This is a genomic window from uncultured Polaribacter sp. (genome assembly GCF_947501385.1).
GTDB lineage: Bacteria > Bacteroidota > Bacteroidia > Flavobacteriales > Flavobacteriaceae > Polaribacter.
Genome location: NZ_CANMVP010000005.1, coordinates 79,505 through 99,908, shown reverse-complemented (window position 1 = coordinate 99,908; position 20,404 = coordinate 79,505). Strand labels below are relative to the sequence as shown.

At 30.8% G+C, this 20,404-nt stretch carries 26 protein-coding genes; 10 read left to right on the top strand and 16 right to left on the bottom strand.

The genetic code is table 11. The annotated features are described in order from the left end of the window. Nucleotides 1–13: 13 nt before the first annotated feature. Nucleotides 14–880, top strand: coding sequence for an ATP synthase F1 subunit gamma (atpG, locus tag Q0998_RS04735; RefSeq protein WP_299666936.1), 867 nt, complete (start codon nucleotides 14–16; stop codon nucleotides 878–880). 212 nt (nucleotides 881–1,092) lie between these two features. Here atpG and Q0998_RS04730 read toward each other — a convergent pair whose 3' ends face one another. After that, nucleotides 1,093–2,634, bottom strand: coding sequence for an aldehyde dehydrogenase family protein (locus tag Q0998_RS04730; protein ID WP_299666933.1), 1,542 nt, complete (start codon nucleotides 2,632–2,634; stop codon nucleotides 1,093–1,095). Between the two features lie 113 nt (nucleotides 2,635–2,747). Here Q0998_RS04730 and Q0998_RS04725 point away from each other — a divergent pair, with 113 nt between their 5' ends. Continuing rightward, on the top strand, nucleotides 2,748–3,800 hold the full coding sequence (locus Q0998_RS04725; protein ID WP_299666931.1) for an isoaspartyl peptidase/L-asparaginase family protein: 1,053 nt from the start codon (nucleotides 2,748–2,750) through the stop codon (nucleotides 3,798–3,800). On the opposite strand, the gene Q0998_RS04720 is transcribed toward Q0998_RS04725, so the two are convergent. The 9 genes from Q0998_RS04720 to Q0998_RS04680 form a co-directional block, all read right to left on the bottom strand. Continuing rightward, nucleotides 3,788–4,132 carry a hypothetical protein gene (locus Q0998_RS04720; protein ID WP_299666929.1) on the bottom strand — a complete coding sequence of 115 codons (345 nt, stop codon included), beginning with the start codon at nucleotides 4,130–4,132 and terminating at the stop codon, nucleotides 3,788–3,790. The two genes, Q0998_RS04725 and Q0998_RS04720, sit on opposite strands and share 13 nt — an antisense overlap. Before the next feature lie 74 nt (nucleotides 4,133–4,206). Further along, nucleotides 4,207–5,532, bottom strand: a complete 1,326-nt coding sequence (locus Q0998_RS04715; protein ID WP_299666928.1) for a hypothetical protein — start codon at nucleotides 5,530–5,532, stop codon at nucleotides 4,207–4,209. Nucleotides 5,533–5,535: 3 nt separating this feature from the next. After that, nucleotides 5,536–6,060: an RNA polymerase sigma factor gene (locus Q0998_RS04710; RefSeq protein ID WP_366943602.1), complete on the bottom strand. Its 525-nt coding sequence runs from the start codon at nucleotides 6,058–6,060 to the stop codon at nucleotides 5,536–5,538. 22 nt (nucleotides 6,061–6,082) lie between these two features. Continuing rightward, nucleotides 6,083–6,484, bottom strand: a complete 402-nt coding sequence (locus tag Q0998_RS04705; RefSeq protein WP_299666925.1) for a hypothetical protein — start codon at nucleotides 6,482–6,484, stop codon at nucleotides 6,083–6,085. A 20-nt stretch (nucleotides 6,485–6,504) separates the two neighbouring features. Beyond that, nucleotides 6,505–7,200 (bottom strand): hypothetical protein, encoded by a 696-nt coding sequence (locus tag Q0998_RS04700; protein WP_299666923.1) that lies wholly within the window; start codon nucleotides 7,198–7,200, stop codon nucleotides 6,505–6,507. Nucleotides 7,201–7,210: 10 nt separating this feature from the next. Further along, nucleotides 7,211–7,579, bottom strand: coding sequence for a DUF4377 domain-containing protein (locus Q0998_RS04695; RefSeq protein WP_299666921.1), 369 nt, complete (start codon nucleotides 7,577–7,579; stop codon nucleotides 7,211–7,213). Next, nucleotides 7,569–7,937 carry a hypothetical protein gene (locus Q0998_RS04690; RefSeq protein ID WP_299666919.1) on the bottom strand — a complete coding sequence of 123 codons (369 nt, stop codon included), beginning with the start codon at nucleotides 7,935–7,937 and terminating at the stop codon, nucleotides 7,569–7,571. Before Q0998_RS04690 ends, Q0998_RS04695 begins: the two co-directional genes overlap by 11 nt. Before the next feature lie 3 nt (nucleotides 7,938–7,940). Further along, the gene (locus Q0998_RS04685; RefSeq protein WP_299666917.1) at nucleotides 7,941–8,351 is read right to left on the bottom strand and encodes a hypothetical protein; all 411 of its coding nucleotides are present in this window, start codon (nucleotides 8,349–8,351) and stop codon (nucleotides 7,941–7,943) included. 1 nt (nucleotide 8,352) lies between these two features. After that, entirely contained in the window at nucleotides 8,353–9,570 is a 1,218-nt protein-coding gene (locus Q0998_RS04680; protein WP_299666915.1) for a serpin family protein, read from the bottom strand. Nucleotides 9,571–9,648: 78 nt separating this feature from the next. Between Q0998_RS04680 and Q0998_RS04675 the strand changes: the two genes are divergently transcribed. The 5 genes from Q0998_RS04675 to Q0998_RS04655 all read left to right on the top strand — a co-directional run bounded on the left by Q0998_RS04675 (nucleotide 9,649) and on the right by Q0998_RS04655 (nucleotide 12,529). Continuing rightward, nucleotides 9,649–10,623 (top strand): acyl transferase, encoded by a 975-nt coding sequence (locus Q0998_RS04675; RefSeq protein ID WP_299666912.1) that lies wholly within the window; start codon nucleotides 9,649–9,651, stop codon nucleotides 10,621–10,623. Nucleotides 10,624–10,663: 40 nt separating this feature from the next. After that, nucleotides 10,664–11,122: a large conductance mechanosensitive channel protein MscL gene (mscL, locus tag Q0998_RS04670; RefSeq protein WP_299666910.1), complete on the top strand. Its 459-nt coding sequence runs from the start codon at nucleotides 10,664–10,666 to the stop codon at nucleotides 11,120–11,122. Nucleotides 11,123–11,327: 205 nt separating this feature from the next. Then, entirely contained in the window at nucleotides 11,328–11,687 is a 360-nt protein-coding gene (locus tag Q0998_RS04665; RefSeq protein ID WP_299666907.1) for a hypothetical protein, read from the top strand. A 2-nt stretch (nucleotides 11,688–11,689) separates the two neighbouring features. Next, the gene (locus Q0998_RS04660; protein ID WP_299666905.1) at nucleotides 11,690–11,872 is read left to right on the top strand and encodes a type II toxin-antitoxin system HicA family toxin; all 183 of its coding nucleotides are present in this window, start codon (nucleotides 11,690–11,692) and stop codon (nucleotides 11,870–11,872) included. Nucleotides 11,873–12,082: 210 nt separating this feature from the next. Continuing rightward, the gene (locus tag Q0998_RS04655; protein ID WP_299666903.1) at nucleotides 12,083–12,529 is read left to right on the top strand and encodes a YHS domain-containing (seleno)protein; all 447 of its coding nucleotides are present in this window, start codon (nucleotides 12,083–12,085) and stop codon (nucleotides 12,527–12,529) included. 55 nt (nucleotides 12,530–12,584) lie between these two features. On the opposite strand, the gene Q0998_RS04650 is transcribed toward Q0998_RS04655, so the two are convergent. Together Q0998_RS04650 and tyrS are read right to left on the bottom strand one after the other, a co-directional pair. Continuing rightward, nucleotides 12,585–13,352 carry a sterol desaturase family protein gene (locus Q0998_RS04650; protein ID WP_299666900.1) on the bottom strand — a complete coding sequence of 256 codons (768 nt, stop codon included), beginning with the start codon at nucleotides 13,350–13,352 and terminating at the stop codon, nucleotides 12,585–12,587. A gap of 9 nt (nucleotides 13,353–13,361) precedes the next feature. Next, nucleotides 13,362–14,654: a tyrosine--tRNA ligase gene (gene tyrS, locus Q0998_RS04645; protein WP_299666897.1), complete on the bottom strand. Its 1,293-nt coding sequence runs from the start codon at nucleotides 14,652–14,654 to the stop codon at nucleotides 13,362–13,364. Nucleotides 14,655–14,821: 167 nt separating this feature from the next. Here tyrS and Q0998_RS04640 point away from each other — a divergent pair, with 167 nt between their 5' ends. Then, entirely contained in the window at nucleotides 14,822–15,820 is a 999-nt protein-coding gene (locus Q0998_RS04640; protein ID WP_299666895.1) for an NAD-dependent epimerase/dehydratase family protein, read from the top strand. 5 nt (nucleotides 15,821–15,825) lie between these two features. Here the strand turns inward: Q0998_RS04640 and Q0998_RS04635 are convergent, their stop codons facing one another. Genes Q0998_RS04635 through Q0998_RS04620 form a run of 4 tightly spaced genes read right to left on the bottom strand, consistent with a single transcriptional unit; the run spans nucleotide 15,826 to nucleotide 18,881 of the window. Continuing rightward, on the bottom strand, nucleotides 15,826–16,338 hold the full coding sequence (locus Q0998_RS04635; protein WP_299666893.1) for a DUF4296 domain-containing protein: 513 nt from the start codon (nucleotides 16,336–16,338) through the stop codon (nucleotides 15,826–15,828). A 1-nt stretch (nucleotide 16,339) separates the two neighbouring features. After that, complete coding sequence (locus Q0998_RS04630) at nucleotides 16,340–17,680, bottom strand: dihydroorotase (protein WP_299666891.1); 1,341 nt, start codon at nucleotides 17,678–17,680, stop codon at nucleotides 16,340–16,342. An 8-nt stretch (nucleotides 17,681–17,688) separates the two neighbouring features. Continuing rightward, nucleotides 17,689–18,153 (bottom strand): GNAT family N-acetyltransferase, encoded by a 465-nt coding sequence (locus tag Q0998_RS04625; RefSeq protein WP_299666889.1) that lies wholly within the window; start codon nucleotides 18,151–18,153, stop codon nucleotides 17,689–17,691. After that, nucleotides 18,150–18,881, bottom strand: a complete 732-nt coding sequence (locus tag Q0998_RS04620) for a polyprenol monophosphomannose synthase (protein ID WP_299666887.1) — start codon at nucleotides 18,879–18,881, stop codon at nucleotides 18,150–18,152. Before Q0998_RS04620 ends, Q0998_RS04625 begins: the two co-directional genes overlap by 4 nt. A 79-nt stretch (nucleotides 18,882–18,960) precedes the next feature. Here Q0998_RS04620 and Q0998_RS04615 point away from each other — a divergent pair, with 79 nt between their 5' ends. Together Q0998_RS04615 and Q0998_RS04610 are read left to right on the top strand one after the other, a co-directional pair. Beyond that, nucleotides 18,961–19,602, top strand: a complete 642-nt coding sequence (locus Q0998_RS04615; RefSeq protein WP_299666885.1) for a DUF4271 domain-containing protein — start codon at nucleotides 18,961–18,963, stop codon at nucleotides 19,600–19,602. 18 nt (nucleotides 19,603–19,620) lie between these two features. Beyond that, the gene (locus tag Q0998_RS04610) at nucleotides 19,621–20,367 is read left to right on the top strand and encodes a uroporphyrinogen-III synthase (protein ID WP_299666883.1); all 747 of its coding nucleotides are present in this window, start codon (nucleotides 19,621–19,623) and stop codon (nucleotides 20,365–20,367) included. Nucleotides 20,368–20,404 lie beyond the last annotated feature (37 nt).

Here is a 20,404-nt window from a genome sequence, read left to right as displayed (position 1 = left end):
AAATTCCAATAGAATGGCAAACTTAAAAGAAATACGAAATAGAATTACCTCTATAGGTTCTACAATGCAGATTACATCTGCCATGAAAATGGTATCTGCTGCAAAGTTGAAAAAGGCGCAAGATGCTATTGTAGCAATGAGACCTTATTCATCTAAACTAACGGAGTTGTTACAAAACTTAAGTGCAACTTTAGATAGTGATAGTGGAGGAGCATATTCAGCACAAAGAGAAGTTTCTAAAGTTTTATTAGTTGTAATTACATCTAATAGAGGCTTATGTGGTGGTTTTAATTCTTCTATCACAAAGAAAACTGTAAATATCATCAATGAAAAATACAGTGGTATACCTATAGATTTATTTACCATTGGTAAAAAAGGAACAGACGTTTTATCTAAAGGATATAATGTGGTAGCCACAAGAAATGATATTTATGATGATTTAACTTTTGACAATGTAGCATTGGTTGCAGAAAAGTTAATGGATATGTATGTTGACGGTACGTATGATAAAATTGAAATTATCTACAATCGGTTTAAGAATGCAGCAACACAATTGCCTCAGGTAGAACAATTCTTACCTATTAAGCCAATTGAAGGAGGAGATGCAAATGCGGTAAACTCAGATTATATTTTTGAGCCATCTAAAGAAGAAATTGTATTAGCTTTAATACCGAAATCTTTAAAAACACAATTATACAAATCGTTAAGAGATAGTTTTGCTTCAGAACATGGCGCACGTATGACGGCGATGCACAAGGCAACAGACAACGCAACAGATTTAAGAGACGAATTGTTATTAAAATATAACAAAGCACGTCAAGCAGCAATTACAAACGAAATTTTAGAAATTGTTGGTGGAGCGGAAGCTTTAAAGAATTAGACGAAGCGTAAGCGGAGTCAAATTTTCAAAAATAGCGGAAGCTTTGAAGAATTAGACGAAGCGTAGTAGAGTTAAATTTTCAAAAGACGGGAAGCTTTAAATAATTAAAACATTTTTTGACATTCACAAAAATATAAAACCACCTCAATTGAGGTGGTTTTTTAAATTAGGCGTTAACAAGGGAGCATGTTCCCTTGCTTTGTTTAAAGCTCCTACAAATCAAACTTAATTCCTTGTGCTAAAGGCAATTCATCTGAATAATTAATAGTATTTGTTTGTCTACGCATATATACTTTCCAAGCATCAGAGCCAGATTCACGACCACCACCAGTTTCTTTTTCACCTCCAAAAGCACCACCAATTTCTGCGCCAGAAGTTCCAATATTTACATTGGCAATTCCACAATCAGAACCTGCATAAGACAAGAATTTTTCAGCTTCTTTCAATTCATTTGTCATAATCGCAGAAGACAACCCTTGCACAACACCATTTTGTTGTTCAATCGCATTTTCTACATCTCCAGAATATTTCATTACATATAAAATAGGTGCAAAAGTTTCATGTTGTACAATCTCAAAATGATTTTTAGCTTCGATAATTGCTGGTTTTACGTAGCAACCACTTTCGTAACCTTCTCCTTCTAAAACACCACCTTCAACCAATACGTTTCCACCCTCAGCTTTTGCTTTTTCAATCGCGGCTAAATACGTGTTTACAGCATCTTTATCAATTAAAGGACCCACATGATTTGTTTCGTCTAAAGGATTTCCTATTTTAATTTGACCATAAGCGCCAACAATGGCATCTCTTACTTTGTCGTACACAGATTCGTGAATAATTAATCTCCTGGTAGATGTACAACGTTGTCCACAAGTTCCTACAGCACCAAATACAGCACCTGGTACAACCACTTTTAAGTCTGCCGTTGGTGTAATAATAATGGCATTATTTCCTCCCAATTCTAATAAAGATTTCCCAAAACGTTCGGCAACTGTTGCACCAACAATTCTTCCCATTCTTGTTGAGCCTGTTGCTGAAACCAAAGGAATTCTAGCATCTGTAGTCATCATTTCGCCAACCTTATAATCTCCATTGATGATACAAGAAATACCTTCTGGTAAATTATTTTCTTTTAATATTTCAGCAATAATATTCTGACAAGCTACTGTACATAAAGGTGCTTTTTCAGAACCTTTCCATACACAAACGTCACCACAGATCCAAGCCAAAGCTGTATTCCAAGCCCACACGGCCACTGGAAAATTAAATGCAGAAATTATACCAACAACACCAATTGGATGCCACTGCTCTCTCATAACATGCCCTGGACGTTCAGAAGGAATCGTTTGTCCGTTTAATTGTCTTGACAAACCTACTGCAAAATCACAGATGTCTATCATTTCTTGTACTTCACCCAAACCTTCTTGGTATGATTTTCCCATTTCATAAGAAACCAATTTTCCAAGTGCTTCTTTCTTTTCTCTTAATTTATTTCCAAACTGACGTACAATTTCTCCTCTTTGCGGAGCAGGCATGTGTCTAAATGATTTAAAAGCTTTTGTCGCTTTTTCCATCACTTTTTCATAGTCTTCTTTTGTGGTTGTTTTTACTTTACCAATTAGTTTTCCATCTACAGGAGAATAGCTTTCAATTACTGTTCCGTTAGAAAAATTATCAGAACCCGTAGAGGTTCCGTTATTTATGTCTTTTAGGCCTAATTCTAATAAGGCTTCTTTAATCCCAAAATCTGTCATTTTGCAGTTTCGTTTTAGTTGTTTAAATTCGAGGAACGAAATTACGAATTATTTAATAAATAAATAAATTAAACAAAAAGACAAATTATTGTTTAATTTTAAACAAACCAATCATGAACAAACTTTTTTTTATTGTAGCAATGGTATTGATTTCTTTTGGATGTAAAACCAATGAAACCTCACCAGAGAAAGAAAAACCTAAGAAGATAAATGATTTTGCGATTATTATACACGGAGGTGCAGGAACTATTTTAAAGAAAAATATGTCTGACGAAAAAGAAGCAGCATACATAGCAAAGCTAGAAGAAGCAATTAAAACTGGACATACAATTCTTAAAAACGGTGGAACAAGTACAGAAGCTGTAAAGAAGACGATTCAGGTTATGGAAGAATCGCCATTGTTTAATGCCGGTAAAGGAGCTGTTTTTACCCATGAAGAAACCAATGAATTAGATGCTTCGTTTATGGATGGAGAAACTTTAAATGCTGGTGCAGTTGCTGGAGTGACCAATGTAAAAAGCCCCATTGAATTGGCCATAAAAATAATGACAGATTCAGATCATGTAATGCTTTCTGGGAAAGGAGCATCTATATTTGCAAAAGAGAAAGGGTTGGACATGGTAGATCCAAGTTACTTTTATACAGAAAGAAGATTTCAATCTTTACAAAGAATAAAAAATAGAAATAAAACGGAATTAGATTCTAATGATAAAAATGCAGCTTTTTACGATGCAGATATAAAAAATTCAAAATTTGGAACGGTGGGTTGTGTTGCGCTAGATAAAGATGGAAACATAGCTGCGGGAACTTCTACTGGAGGCATGACAAATAAACGTTGGGGAAGAATTGGTGATGCGCCAATTATTGGCTCTGGTACTTATGCCAATAATTTAACTTGCGGAGTTTCCTCTACAGGTTGGGGAGAATACTTTATTAGAAATCAGGTTGCATATGATATTTCTGCACAAATGGAATATCAACAAAAAACGTTGAAAGAAGCCACATCAGATGTCATTCAAAATAAATTAACAAAGCTTGGTGGAACCGGTGGTGTTGTGGCTTTAGATAAAAATGGAAATATGTCTTTCGAGTTTAATACTGCTGGAATGTATAGAGCCTCTATGAATGATAAAAGCGAATTAATTGTAAAAATTTATAAAGAATAAGCCAACCATTTTTTAGGTATTGGTTGTAGATCTAAGTCTATAATTTCGGATTTTATTTTTTTTTGAAGTCCAATTCTAGAGACCTTAGGAACAGATAAATAAATATTATTACGTTTGCTAATAATTTTTAAAACGTCGTTTAAAGAATTATCCGAACATAAAACCAAAATATTCATCATTGCATTAGATTCTTTCTCTAAATCGAAATAATCTACAAAATATGCAGGCTTGTTATCTTGATAAATAACCCATTGATAATCTTTTTTAACAGGAAGTTCTACAACTTTTTTTATTCCGCTTAAAGTTCTGTATGTATTTGTTATAAAATTCATTATTTTTTTTTAATTAGGGTTAAAAATATTCAAGGTTGACAATACGTTTTTTTTTAAAATGTTAAAAGCACTCACTAAAAATTATATTTAACTCCAGAATAGACACCAATATTAAAAGGAGAAAAGCCATTTGAGTTTTCACTAAATGTATTTAGTTGCGCTTTAAACATAGGATTGATATGTATAGACCATTTTTTATCTAAAAAATAGTTAAAATCTACTCCAAAATTACCGCTAAAGTTTATAGCGTTTAAATTGTCTGCATTTCCAAACTGATTCACAGTATTCGTATTCAATTCTAAATTATTTCTGTTTAAAAACAAAGAACTAAAACCCGCCACAAGTTGTGTGTTAAATTTTTGATTGTTAGAGACATTATACTTTATTTCTAAAGGAATTTCGATATAACCATATTCTTGCAATAACTCTCCATTAGAACTTACCGTATTTGTTAGAGAAACATTAGAAACACTAAAAGACTCTACATTTCTGTTGCCATCAAAATTGAATGAATTACCTGTGCTAAAAACAGCAGAAGACCTACTAGAAGTAGATGTGTTTGATACCGAAATATTATTGTTTTCGTACCTCATTTTTTGTTGATGAATTCCTGACTGAATGCTCCATTTTTTATTTATTTTATAGGAAACTTGCACACCGTACGAGAAGGAGTTTTTACCAGAAGTAGAGTTTAATAAATTGTTGTCTATTGGTGAGGTATCTGAAAAAGAATTTGAATTTAAAATTGCCACAACAGGGCTTACAGACCAAGCATTATCTGTTTCTTTGATGGCTTCTGTTTCTTTGTCTTTTTCCTTTTTTACAACCGTAAGAAAATCCTTTTTCGGTTTTAAACCTTCACTAGCATTCGATTTTTTAGAAACGGGATCCTGTTTTTTAGAAGTGATGATTTTTTCATTTTTAATGGCATTGCTATCAATTTTAAAATTCTTTTGCTTGCTTTTTTCTTTTACTAGTTTTTCTTTTATAACATTATTACCAGCCATAAAAAAAGGTTGCTTGTTTACCTGTTTGTTCTTTTTTATTGTTTTTTTCTTGTTGTTTTTTTCATCTGCAATTAAAATGGTTTCTTTTTGAATGCTTTTATTCGCAACAGAATCTAAAATAGTTTTATTAGAATCATCACTTTCTTCAATTTGTTTTTCAGTAACAATAATGGGATTGTTATTGATATTATGTTGTTTTTCAGAAAAGGGAAATAGCAAAAGACCCAATATAAATAAGGCTGCAATTCCGCCAGAAAACCACCAAAAGGGAAGTACTCTTCGTTTCTTTTTATCCAATTTACTTTCAATAGCGCTCCAAACCCTTTTATTTGGAGAAGCTTCCAAATTTTTGAGTTTTTCCTGAAACAATCTATCAATATTTTTGTGATCCATTTCTTACGCTTTTTGAGCTGTTTGTTGATACATCTCTAACTTGTTTTTTAAAATTTTTCTTGCCCTAGATAAATTAGATTTAGACGTGTTTTCAGAAATATTTAAAAGTGTTGCAATTTCTTTATGCGCATAGTTATCTAATACATACAAATTAAAAACCAACCGATACCTGTCTGGTAATTGTTGAATAAATTCTAATAAGATATCTAAACTAAATAATTTACTTTCTAAAGAAACTTCTTCAATTTCATCATAGTCAGAAATTTCTTTTATGATTTCTAAAGGGGCTTTTTTTCTATATTTTTGAAGTGCGGTATTTATGGTAACTCGTTTTAACCAACCTTCAAAAGAACCCTGATGTTTGTATTGTTTTATTTTACTAAAAATGGTTAAAAAACTATCTTGCAAGGTGTCTTCTGCATCTTGATAATTTCTTGAATATTTTAGACAAAGGGGAAAGAGTTTATCAGCAAATAACTGATAAACTTCAGATTGTGCTGTTAAATTTTGATTACAGCACCCTTTTATGAGTTCTTTAAGGTTGATGTTTTTAATTTACAGGAATTACAACTTCTTCAAAAATGTTTTCTCCATCAATATCTTTTCCTTTATAAAATTTGAAAAGATAATCTTCTTCCTGGGTTACATTTACAATTAATTCGTATTCTTTCTCAATTTCTTCTTCGATACACTCAACATCTAAATCAATAAAAGCTCGCACTGCTACAATTCTTGTTGTATCTTCATATTCATAATAAACATCGTTAAAATGATAACAGCTATTAGGCAATGTATATTTTAGATAAATGGTATCTTTTTCACCATATGTAAAACTTGTTGGAGTAGTAGCTTCATCTATGGCTACAAACCCATACGTAAAATTTGGAGTATCATCATTTAAACAAGATGAAAATAAAATAACTCCCAAGGTTAAAAATGCTAATTTTTTCATGTTTTTAAATTTTATAGTTGTTAATAAATGAGTGCTGGATATCCATTCTGACATTGTACAGCGGTTGGGGGAGCAACCAAGGCACAGTCAGAAACAATATTCCATTGGATGTTGTATTCTTTTTCTGCTTTCGTGTATGCATCAATTTTTTTAAGAAAAGCAATAGTGTCTATATTTTTTGAATACGGCATATAGCCTTGGAAGCCACCACAAGCTTTAGCGCCGTAACCAACAAAAGTCCAATCTGCTGTATTTACACAGCTTGCTGAATAAGCCAAATTAGAAATTTCGTCAAAAAGTTCTAGTAAATTTCTATGGTCTTTTTCTTGATCTGTAATTACGCTTTCAACTACCAATTCGTTTTCTGTTAGCGAAATAATTTGCCAACTATAATTTGATGGATAATTTTGTGTAACAATATTTATAAGCGTATTTTCTAATTTAAAATTGCCATCAATATTAAAAAAACTTAATGGAGGTGTTCCGCACCAACCAGACGTTCGTTCTCTAAAAATACCATTGTTTTCGAATGCTATTCCGTAAGCTTCTTTTGGTAGTGCGGAAGTTCTTAAAAATGTGACTCTTTCTCCTTCGTAAATTGGTTTTTCCCATACACCAATTAATAAGTTACTTTCATCAATATGTATTTCTTTATTTTGCTCGCAAGAAAATAACGTTACTGTAAATAATAGAAATAAGAAATAATTACTTTTCATTTTTTATGTTTTAATTTGGTAAATTTTCTGAAGTTTTTTCAACTTTAGAAATCACTTTAATTAATGTATATGCTATTGAAGAACTGTCTTGTGGTGGATTTTCGATTTCTTTTTCAGAAACTAAAATCTCATATTCAAACCCTTCTTCATATTCAAAGCCACTAATAGCGCTGTAAAAATTTTGCCAACTCTCTTGTTGGTTTTCTTTTATTAAAAAACATTTTTGAGGCCCAACGCCTTGACAATCTATTTGTTTAGAAGCAATAATGTATGTTTTTTCTATCTCTGATACATCATTAGAATTTTCACAAGAAGCGAAAAATAAAATCACAGAAAAAGCAATCAAAATAACTCTAAAAAAGCGTTTTTTAGTTTCCATACAAAAGAATTTTATTGGTTGCATTATCCTCAAAGTCGGGACAGGTATTTTGACCTGCAATTCCACCAAAAATACAAACCGTTTCTCCAGAACAGTTGTAAACTATGGTTTGTCCGTCTGCAATTTGATCACAAATATTTACTTCAAAAACAATTTCTGAATTGTAGGTGTATTGTGTAATTGAGCTCTTACCACCACAATCTATAACGTCAATCGAATTTTTAGCTTCTTTTAAAAAAGCGAAGTCTTCTAATGGATTTTCTACATTACAAACGGTAGCAATCGTTTTACTTTCATCACAAAAAGAAAAAGTAAAAATGCCAATAAATAGTAATAAATAAGTTGTTTTTAACTTCATCATTTATCGTTTTAAAATATACCCAATATCATCATAAGCGATTCCAAAATCGATCATGAAGCCATCTTCATTAGATTTTATAGCGCCTTTTCTATTTTTTATAATGAGATAATCAATTTCGTTTTCAGTTTCAATTTTGTAATTGTAATCTCCAGTTTCGTTCTTTGTGAAATCGTTATTTGTGGTATTTGTAACAATTAAGTTGTTTTTAATAGAAAGTATTTTTTTATCAGTATCAAACGTCCAAGTAATACTCCCAATCTTATAGTTTTTTGGTTTAGAAAAGCCCCCAATCATCTCTGTGACATTCCATTTACCTGCTATTAAACTGTTCGCTTCGTTGCTTTCACAGCTTATGAATACTATGCTTAGCAATAAAAAAGAGAAAAATAAAGGTAGTTTTTTTATATTCATATTATTCAATATTTGGCATTCCTATCTTACCAATAAAGCAAATAGAGTTTGTTTCTTTTTCTGTGATTGCAAATAGAAAAGGTTTGTTTAGTGCCACACTTTTTTTAGATAGATCAACAGATGTTACTCCTATTCCAACTGCTGTAACAGCCGCAGCTTCTGTTCCTAATTCATTTACTTCAATAAATGTTTTTTGCAATACAAAAGAAATTGAAAGCGGTACATCACTTATATTACTAAAATCTGCAGAATTTGTAAAAGCAACACCTAAACCTAAGTCAGTAAGTTGTTCTTTCAATTCTTTTTCATAAGAAAATGTAAACTTTGGCATTTTGAGTGCTACTTCTTTTTTACTGAAATTTGCATTCCAATTTCCCCAATTCTCTGTGTTTAGTAGATTAGAAATATCCTCTATATTTTTTCCGTCTTTAGGAAGTAAAAGGGTCATTGCATATTTGTCGTTTTTATAAGGTAATTTAACGGCTGTAAAATTTGTGTTTTCATAAAAATCTAAGTCAGCTGTTAACTGCATCGTTTTTACATCTTGAGTATTATTCTTTCCGTAAAAAGGAAGTGCTGTTGTTTCTGAAGGATTAAAACTGTATTTCCAATCACTTTTAAAATAAATAGCATTGATTAAAAACATGATATCATCTGCGTTTATAATATCAATAATTTTTGAAATTTTTTGATAGGTTTTATCAGAAACCCAATTGTTAATGATATTTACTGAATTGGGATTAGAAAAATCTAATTTTTCAACAGCTGCACTGTAGTAATTTGCATTGATATTTGTAAAGTTTTCTTTTACCGGAAATGAATTTTCAATCCAAATAGAATTTGCAATTTTAAAAGTAGAACCTGCAGAATTATCAGACAAATTAGTTATAATTTCTTTATTGATTGTATTAATTTCTTCGGGTAAAAAAGAAGTGTAGTTTAAGGTGCTTTCGAATGCTGTTTTTGTGCTATTTTCTGCGCCATTGTATGTCATTCCTAAAGCTAGTGAAAGACTTACAGGAGAAATCATATAGTTTTCTTTATTTTCTTCGTTAGATATTTTTTTAAAAATATCAAAAGCAAACTTATTGTTGGCTGTCACAAATTCTTCTCCTTTTAAAACGGTGCTAAAAGGATTCTTTTTCTCATCATTTTTTTCACAGTTAAAAAACAGTAAAAAAAGGAATAGAAAATTTACAAAAAAAATATTTTTTTTCATACTATGTATAATTCTTTCTTACAAGATGTAAAAAGATGCAAAAGGTTGCGTACATAAGTATTATTTTTACCAAATATTATGAAGCATAGCATTTTTAACATACAAAACGAGCAAGAATTTACAGCATGCGCTTTAGCGGTTTTTAAACATCAATTTAATAATAATAAAGTGTACCGTTCTTTTTGTGATCTATTATACATTCATCCTTCTGATATTTCGAAGGTCGAAGAAATTCCTTTTTTGCCCATTCAGTTTTTTAAAAGTAAAAAAATAATTTCCTCTTTAGATGAAGTCGAAGAAATTTTTACAAGTTCGGGTACAACAGGAAGTATCACAAGCAAACATTTTGTTACAGATATTGAGGTTTACAAAGAAAGTTATTTAAAAGGTTTCGCTCATTTCTATGAAAACATAGAAGACTACACAGTTTTGGCTTTATTGCCCAATTATTTAGAAAGAAAAGGTTCTTCTTTGGTTTTTATGGTAGATGATTTAATTCGGAAATCTAAAAATGCAGAAAGTGGCTTTTATCTCGATACTTTAGAGGAGTTGGCTAAAAAACTAATCGCTTTAGACAAAAACGGACAAAAAACACTTTTAATTGGGGTTTCTTTCGCTCTGTTAGATTTAGTTGAAATGCAACAATTCAACCTGAAAAATACCATAATTATGGAAACTGGTGGAATGAAAGGAAGAAGAAAAGAATTAATTAGAGAAGAATTGCACCGTATTTTAGGAAAGGGTTTTGGAGTGTCTCAAATTCATTCAGAATACGGAATGACAGAATTGTTAAGTCAGGCATATTCTAAAGGAAATGGGATCTTTAAAACACCACCTTGGATGAAAATTTTAACAAGAGATACCGAAGATGCACTTACAATAAATGCTCCTGCAAAAAATGGTGGAATTAATGTGATAGATTTGGCAAATTACAATTCATGTTCATTTATAGCGACACAAGATTTAGGAAAAGTACATGAAAACGGAACCTTTGAAATTATTGGGCGCTTCGACAATTCTGATATTAGAGGATGTAACTTAATGGTTTTGTAAAAAAAAAAAGAAAAGAGAACAAAGATTAAAGAGAATAGAGATGAAATTTAAGCTATTAGAAGAATTTAAGGAGTTTGCAGTAAAAGGGAATATGATCGATATTGCCATTGGTGTAATTATTGGTGCGGCATTTAACAAAGTAGTAAATGTTTTGGTAAAAGAGGTGTTGATGCCTCCATTATCTTTTATGACAGATGGTACCAATTGGGAAAATAAAAAGCTAATTTTAAGAGAAGCCATGATTACAAACGGCGTATCGAAACCAGAAGAAATAGCCATTGGTTATGGAAAATTGGTAGAAGCTGGAATCGATTTTTTAGTCATTACTTTTACAGTGTTTGTGGTTGTAAAAATGATGAACTCCATGAGGAAAAAAGCAGATGACCCTAAAAATAAAGAAGTGGTGACACCAAAAAATATTGAGTTGATGAACAGAACCAACGAGCTTTTAGAAAAACAAAATGAGTATTTAATGAAGGTTTTGGCGGAGAGAAATTAGAAAAATAATGTAGTTTTTTTCTAAACTTATTTTCTGATAGCTTTGATGATACTAAATATATATCATTGAAAATAGATTACATTCGTCTATCATTTTTGTTTAATATTAGCAATTTAAATCTGATTTCAAGGAGCGAACTAATTGAGTGAGAGGAAGAAAAATGTATAATCTTACAGTCATTTTAACATTTATTTTTGTGTAAATAATGAAAAGAGAAAATTTAAATATCAGTAAAATTAGAATAAAAGGTACCCTTAGTGCTGTTGGTTTTAAAGAGGGAGATTCTGATGTCCTATATATACCTAGTTTGGAATTATCTTCTTATGGGGACTCTATTAAAGAAGCTCATGACTTAATGACAGAAATTCTCAAACAATTCTCTAAAGATTTACTTTCCTTAAGTGAAGAAAAGATACAATCTTTCTTATCTGATTTAGGTTGGGAGCGTAACAAATACCTGAAAAAGAGAATGGTAAACTTAAGCGAGACTACTTTTGATGATATAAAAAAACAATTTAACTTACCAGATGAGACTGAAGTAGAACAGATGTCTATTGCAGTTTAAATATGACAAAATATAATAATCCTGTACCTACGAAATGTTGGGAAGCTTATTTAAAAAGTTTAGGTTGTAATTTCGAACGAGAAGATGGTACGCATCATCATTGGAAATGCCCAAATTGCTTTAGAACAATTACTTTTTGGGGTCACAAAAAGATATACCTAGATTTCATATTAGAACAAATTTAAGAACTTTAAATAAAACAAATAAACAGTTTAATTCTTGGGCAGAAATTAATTGCTAATATCAATAAATTAAAAACCATATAAAAAACACAACTTTAGGCTAGGTTTATAGGTTTTTATTATCCCTCAACTTATGATTTTTAATTTGAAAAATCCTCGCAAAAAAATGTAATTTCCCAACCCTTTCATCGACCAATTAAAAAACCAAACTCGATGAAATATCTAATCACTATTTTATTTCTTACCATTTCCACAGCATTTTTAGCACAAGAGTATAACACTAAAAAAGGTTTTATCGCAGAAGGTTATGATGTGGTTGCTTATTTTAAGAGTGAGGCAAAAGAAGGAAATAAAAAATTCACGACAATATATGATGGTGTAAAATTTAAGTTTTCATCTCAAGAAAATTTAGAAATTTTTAAAAAATCACCCAAAAAATACATACCTGCTTATGGTGGGTATTGTGCATATGCAATTGGAGCAAAAGCAAAAAAAGTATCCGTAGATCCAGAAACTTTTGAAATTAGAGGCGGTAAATTATATTTGTTTTACAATTCTTGGGGAACAAATACACTAGAATTGTGGCAAAAAGAAGGCGCAGCAAAACTTCAGCAAAAAGCAGATGAGAATTGGCTAAAAATTATAAAAGAAAAGCAATAGAAAGCAATCTTGGGGGAGTTTGTGAATGATGAAAATTAAAACAGCTTTGAAATATTCAGGGCTGTTTTTCTTCTAATTCTGTTCTCATCAATCGATCCCAAAAGGTAAAATACAAACCGTAGTTATAATTGAATTTTGTGTGATGAGCATCATGATGCGTTGCGCCAATAATCCATTTTTTAAACTTATTGCCAAATTTTCCTGAAGGGTATACTTCAATACCCGCATGATTTATAGTTGCAGAAAGCGTCATTATTAATAAGACAGCTAATAGCGCATATATGTGTAAAGGTAAAAATACTAATACAAAAGGTAAGTAAATTGCTTGTAGAAGCGTTTCATAAGGATGAAAAGAGAAAGAGGTAAATACAGTTGTATGCACACTTTTATGATGTGTTTTATGAAAGAATTTGTAAAATTTAGGAATGTGCATCCATCTATGAATCCAATAATAATACGTATCTTGAATACACAAAAAAGCAAGAATGCTTAGCGGAATATACCACAAAGAATATTTTTTAGGATCTATATAAATTGCGGTATAATTAATAGACCATAAATAATAAATAAAAACGGCAATTCCGCCAAAAATAAACCCACTTATTAAAGACCAATAAATTTCTTTAATAATTTGTTTCTTTTTTAAAGGTTTTTTATTTAAAATTCTATTCGGAAATACTTTACCAAACCTTTTGAAGAAAACCCAATGATATACACGAGACACGATTAAATATCGCACAAAAATAATTAGGGCAAAGACCACTATTGAAAGTAGAATTACCAATACATTACTAAAATCAATTTTTAGAATTGATTCTTCCATAGCTAATTATTAATTTACAACTAATAAATAATAGGTCTTTTTACCTCTTTGTAAAAGCACATATTTATTCGCGATTAGATCTTCCTTAGAAATTGTAAAATCTTCTTTTACTTTTTCTTTATTTACAGAAATTGCATTTTCTTTTAAAGCTCTTCTTGCTTCACCATTAGACGCTAAAAAGTTTGTTTTTGCAGCCAAGGCAGCAATCATATCTAAACCTTCTTCAACAGCTGCAATTGAAACAGTTGCTTGTGGCACGCCGTCAAAAACATCTAAAAATGTTTGTTCGTCTAAAGATTTTAAATCTGAAGCGGTAGATTTTCCAAATAAAATATTAGAAGCTTTAATTGCGTTTTTATACGCTTCTTGTCCGTGCACCAACAGGGTTACTTCTTCACCAATTTTCTTTTGTAAAACACGCAAATGAGGCGTTTCTTTATGTGCTGCAATTAAAATATCAATGGTTTCTTGATCTAAAAATGTAAAAATTTTAATATATTTTTCAGCGTCCTCATCAGAAGCATTCAACCAATATTGGTAGAATTTATAAGGTGATGTTCTCTTCGCTTCTAACCAAACATTTCCTCCTTCAGATTTCCCAAATTTTGTTCCGTCAGATTTTGTAATTAAAGGACATGTAATTGCGTAGCCTTTTCCACCACCAACTCTTCTAATTAGTTCTGTTCCTGTGGTAATATTTCCCCATTGATCTGAACCCCCCATTTGTATAGAAGCATTGTTGTTTTTATACAAATGCAAAAAATCATATCCTTGCACTAATTGATAGGTAAATTCGGTAAAAGACATGCCCTCTTTCGATTCAGAACCAATTCTGTTTTTTACAGAATCTTTCGCCATCATATAATTTACAGTAATGTGTTTCCCAACATCTCTAATAAACTCTAGGAAAGAAAAATCTTTCATCCAGTCGTAATTATTTACCAAAACCGCTGCATTCTCTGCATTAGAAGTAAAGTCTAAAAAATGACTCAATTGCCCTTTTATGGCTTCTTGGTTGTAGCGTAATGTTTTTTCATCTAATAAATTACGTTCAGAAGATTTTCCTGAAGGATCTCCAATCATACCTGTTGCACCACCAACCAAAGCAATGGGTTTATGACCACATCTTTGAAAATGTGCTAGCAACATAATAGGTACTAAATTTCCGATATGCAAAGAATCTGAAGTAGGATCAAAACCCACATAGGCACTTCTCATGCTTTCTAACAAATGCTCTTCTGTGTTTGGCATGCTGTCGTGTAACATTCCTCTCCATTGTAATTCTTCAATAAAATTTTTCATTGTAAGCTTAAGTTTTTAGGAAGGTTTTATGTCAGTACGAGAACTATTTTAACAATCAGATATTTTAATATCTCTCGACTGTGCTCGATAAGACATTCTATAATTTAGAAAACCTTTTTAAGCCCACAAAGATAAACTTATCAATCAAAAAACCATAACTTCGTTGTATGATTTTAGTTACTGGAGGAACCGGTTTGGTTGGAGCACATTTATTATATCATTTAGTTAAAAATGATGAAAAAGTACGCGCCATTTATCGATCTAAAGAAAAAATTGACGCTGTAAAAAAAGTTTTTTCCTATTATACAGAGGATATTTCTTTAATTTCTAAAATTGAATGGTTTCAAGCAGACATTACTGAGGTTCCAGCCATGATTCCTGCTTTTGTAGGCGTTCAAAAAGTGTATCACTGTGCCGCATTTATTTCTTTTAACCCCAAAGATTATAGAGAAATGCGAAAAGTGAATATTCACGGAACTGCAATAATTGTAAACCTCTCTATTGATGCAAAAGTAGAAAAAATTTGTTTTGTAGGTTCTATTGCTTCCGTTGGCGATGCTGTAGATGGAGGTTTTATTACAGAAGAAAATGAATGGAACAAAGAGGTGGATAACAGCGGGTATTCTATCACTAAATTTGGTGCAGAAATGGAAGTTTGGCGCGCAAGTCAAGAAGAAGTAGCGGTTGTTATTGTAAACCCTGGAATTATTTTAGGAAGTGGTTTTTTTAAATCTGGTTCGGGAAAATTATTCAATCAAGTTGCTAACGGATTCAACTATTACACCGAAGGAATTACTGGTTTTGTTGGTGTAAGAGATGTAGTAAAAGCCATGATGTTACTTATGAATTCTGAAGTTAAAAATGAACGTTTTATTTTAGTTTCAGAAAATAAAACATTTAAAGATGTGCTGTTTTCTATCGCTGATGATTTTGGAAAAAAAAGACCGTCAAAAAAAATAAATTCTTGGCAAACAAGTATTCTTTGGCGCTTTTCTGCTTTTGTCTCTAAAATTACAGGAGTTGCGCCTTTGCTAAGCAAGTATTCAGCAAGAAGTGCGCATAGCACTTCTAAATATTCTTCAGAAAAAATTAAGAAAAGTATTCATTTTCAATTTGAAGACATCAATAGCGTTATAAAACAAGTTTGTATTGATTATAAAAATTAGCTTACTTATATGTTTGGTCTAGCTCTTTTTAGTAAATTTTCTTCTTGTATTTCAAAAGTATCTAAAATTTTACCTTTGTGCATTAAAGTGTCTGGAAAATCTAATGTTTTTAGACTATCTAATTCTTTCTGTATATTTCTTACTCGATCTGTAGAATCTTTTCTAATAGAATCTAGCCTTGTTTGAATGTTTTTAAAAAAATCACTTCTTTTTTCTAAACTGGTTTTTGCTCCCTCTAAAATTTCTTGATATATATCTATTTTAGACATATAATAATAATTGCTAGTTTCAAAACGAGTGCTATCGATTTTAAATTTTTCATACACAAAAGGCATGTAATTAATATTCTTTTGCTGATTCTTGTTATTTATAAATTTTGCGCTTGAAGCAATCATTAATTCTTGTAATAAAAGACTCATGGTGTCTTTAGGAATTAAGTCTTTTGGTTTTTCAAAAATAGTGTTACTAGTACAAGAAACTAAAAAGAGAACAATAAATAGGTAGCGTAATTTTTTCATTTTATCTATTGAATGTTATTCTTTTACCTTTAATCTTATTGTTAAACACACCTTTATGATACATTAAATTTCCGTTTACAAAAGTATGTGTAATGGTAGATGAAAATGTAGTTCCTTCAAACGGAGACCAACCACATTTGTATAAAAGATTCTTTTTAGAAACAGTGTATGATTGATTCGGGTCTATTAAAACCAAATCTGCAAAATACCCTTCTCTGATAAAACCTCTTTTCTCAATTTGAAACAAGATTGCAGGATTATGGCTCATTTTTTCAACGGCTTTTTCAATAGGAATTACGCCTTCTTTCACTTTTTCTAAAATAGCATTTATAGCATGCTGCACTAAAGGACCACCACTTGGTGCTTTTAAATAGGTATTCGATTTTTCTTCTAAAGTATGTGGAGCATGATCTGTTGCTAAAACATCTATTCTGTCATCTAACAAAGCTTTCCACAAACCCAATCTGTCTTTTTCTGTTTTTACAGCAGGATTCCACTTAATGTGCGTTCCTTTTTCTTTATAATCTTTGTCTGAAAACCATAAATGGTGAATACATACTTCTGCTGTAATTTGTTTTTCTTCTAAAGGAATATCATTTCTAAATAAGTCTGTTTCTTTTGCTGTTGATAAATGAAAAACATGCAATCTTGCGCCCGTTTTTTTTGCCAATTCAATTGCTTTTGAAGAAGATAAATAACAGGCCTCTTCGCTTCTAATTATAGGATGGTATTTGATTGGAATGTCTTCACCAAACTTTTCTTTATAAGCGGTAGTGTTTTTTTTGATGGTTGCTTCATCTTCACAATGTACAGAGATAATCATTTTTGTAGAAGAGAAAATTTTCTCTAAAACCGCTTCGTCATCTACTAGCATATCACCTGTAGAAGAGCCTAAAAATAATTTAATTCCGGCTACTTTTTGAGGATCTGTTTTTAGTAATTCTTTTAAATTATTGTTTGTACCACCAAACATAAAAGAATAGTTTGCATAAGAATCTTTGGCGGCAATCTGAAATTTATCTTCTAATAATTCTTGTGTAGTTGCTTGCGGAACTGTGTTGGGCATCTCTATAAATGTAGTAATTCCGCCTGCAACTGCGGCCCTACTTTCTGAAGCGATATTTGCTTTGTGAGTTAGACCAGGCTCTCTAAAATGCACTTGATCATCAATAAAACCAGGAATCAAATAATTTCCATTTGCTTCTATAACCTCTGTGTTTTCTTTTGCAGAAATTTCAGAAGAAATTTCTTTTATCATTTCGTTTTCAATCAAAACATCACCTACAAAAGTGCTGTTTTCATTAACAATAGTTGCGTTTTTTATTAACGTTAATTTTGTCATTTTTCTTTTTATATATCCATTTTCATATTTACCAAACCTTTGGTGAATCCAAAGCGTTCGTAAGATTTTATGGCGCCATTATTATTGCTATACACATCTAACCTTACTTCTTTAAGATTTTCTTTTTTTGCCCAATCTTTTAAAGATTCTAAAATTACATTGCTTATTCTTTGTCCTCTAAAAGAAGGTTTTACATACATAAAACCGATATAACCATGTTTCAGGTTTTTATGATAATGCTTACCGTTTTCTATTCTTAAATACCCAGAAGCGACCAATTCTTCATGAATAACAGCCACAATTAAATGAATATTTTTAGCTGCAATCATTTCTGGAATGTTGTAATAGAATAATTCACCAGCAGCTAAAAAAGGATCTAAAGGTTTTTCTGTTTCAATAATTCCTTGTTCAAATTGAAGTAATGTATTTAGATCTGCTAAATTTGCAGCTCTAAGAGAAATAGCATTTGTCATAAATTTTCTTTTGGCAATCCTTTTATTTTCATTTTTATCACTCCAAATAAAGCTTCAGAAACAATATTTCCACTCATTTTAGAAGCACCTAAGTCTCTGTCTGTAAAAACTACAGAAACTTCTTTAATTTTAAATTTATGTTTCCATGCTTTGAACTTCATTTCTATTTGAAAAGCGTAGCCAACGAATTTAATTTTATCTAAATGAATGGTTTCTAATACTTTTCTTTTCCAACAAACAAAACCAGCGGTGGTATCAAAAACAGGAATTCTAGTAATTAAACGCACATATTTTGAAGCAAAATAAGAAAGTAATAACCTTTTAATATCCCAATTTACAACGTTTACTTGATTGTCTACATACCTTGAACCTACAGAGACATCTCCGCCTTCATTCTCGCACGCATTGTATAAACGAATCAGATCTTTAGGATTGTGAGAAAAATCAGCATCCATTTCTATAATATAATTGTAAGTTTTTGCTAAGGCCCATTTAAAACCGTGAATATAAGCAGTTCCTAAACCATTTTTTCCATTCCTTTTTTCGATAAAAAGTTGTGTTGGAAACTCGGTAATTAGTTTTTCTACAATTTCGGAGGTTCCGTCAGGAGAATTATCATCTACAACTAGAATATGAAATACTTTCTTTTCATTAAAAACGGCTCTAATTATAGCTTCTATGTTTTCTTTTTCGTTATAAGTGGGGATGATAACTAAAGCGTCTGACATAAATGAAATTTCATGTGGTAAATACAAATATACATTTTTTAATTACTAATTTTGTGTTAATCTTAATCTAAGAAAAAAAGTGCAAGCACTAGAAAAAAACATAGCAACTACAAATTGGATACCTGTTATTTTGGTATTTCTATTGGCTATTATTGCTGTACTTAAAGTAATTGATGCAGAAAAACTAAAGGGCTATGTATTTACACTTTTTAATAAGGGTTTTATAGATTCTGAAGTAGAAGAAGACACGTCTTTTTTTAATTCTTTTTACAGTTTGTTATTTGTTTTTTCATCTACAGTTTTAGCGTTGGCAATAAGTTTAATTATTGTGGAAAGAGATGCAGAAATTCAGTTGAGTTTTTCCTATTTTCTTTCTATTTTAGGAGTTGTATTTGGTTACTTTACAATTAAAAGTTTTTTAGAGATTGCCATTTCAAGAATGTTTTTGATTAAAAAACAGGTTCGATTTTATTTAGTTTCTAAGTTTAGCTATCTGTATTCTATTAGTTTTTTTCTGTTCATTTCTTTTATCATATTTGAATATAGCCCATTGGAAGCCTCATTCTTTATGTATGTAGCACTCTTTTTCTTTTTATTAAGATTTGTATTTCACGTAAGGAATAACAAAAAGCTGATTTTTAGTCAGTTATTTTATTTTATTTTGTACATTTGCGCCTCTGAAATAGCACCGCTATTAACACTATATAAATTGATGCTTTAAATTAAAAAACAAAAGCGTATGAAAGTGAAAACGATTTTAGTGTCACAACCTGTACCAAAGACAGAAACTTCTCCTTATTTTGACTTGTCTGATAAACAAAAAGTAAAAATTGATTTTAGATCTTTTATTCATGTAGAAGGTATTTCTGTCAAAGAAATTAGAACTCAAAAAATTGATTTTAAAAATTTTACGGCTATTATCTTAACAAGCAGAAATGCTGTAGATTATTTCTTTAAAATTGCAGAAGAAATGCGTTTTAAAGTGCCAGACGATATGAAGTATTTCTGTCAGTCTGAAGCTGTTGCTTATTACTTGCAAAAATACGTAGTCTATAGAAAACGTAAAATTTATGTGGGTAATAGAACGTTTACGGAATTAACAAAGTTAATTAAGAAACATAAAACAGAAAATTACTTATTGCCTTCTTCAGATAAATTGAAACCATTAATTCCAGAAGAGTTAGATGCTTTAGGTGTAAAATGGACACGTTTAGATTTGTATAGAACGGTTGTTAGCGATCTGTCTGATTTGGAAGATGTTTTTTATGATATTTTAGTGTTTTTTAGTCCTTCTGGAATCGAATCATTATTTCAAAATTTCCCAGATTTTAAACAAAACGACACCAGAATTGCCGCTTTTGGTACTTCTACTGTAAACGCTGTAAAAGAAGCTGGTTTAAGGTGCGATATTCATGCGCCAAGTCCAGAAACTCCTTCTATGACTATGGCTTTAGAGAAATATATTAAAGAAGCAAATAAAAGATAAACTTATTTTAAGTTGATAATATTGATAAAAACCGTTT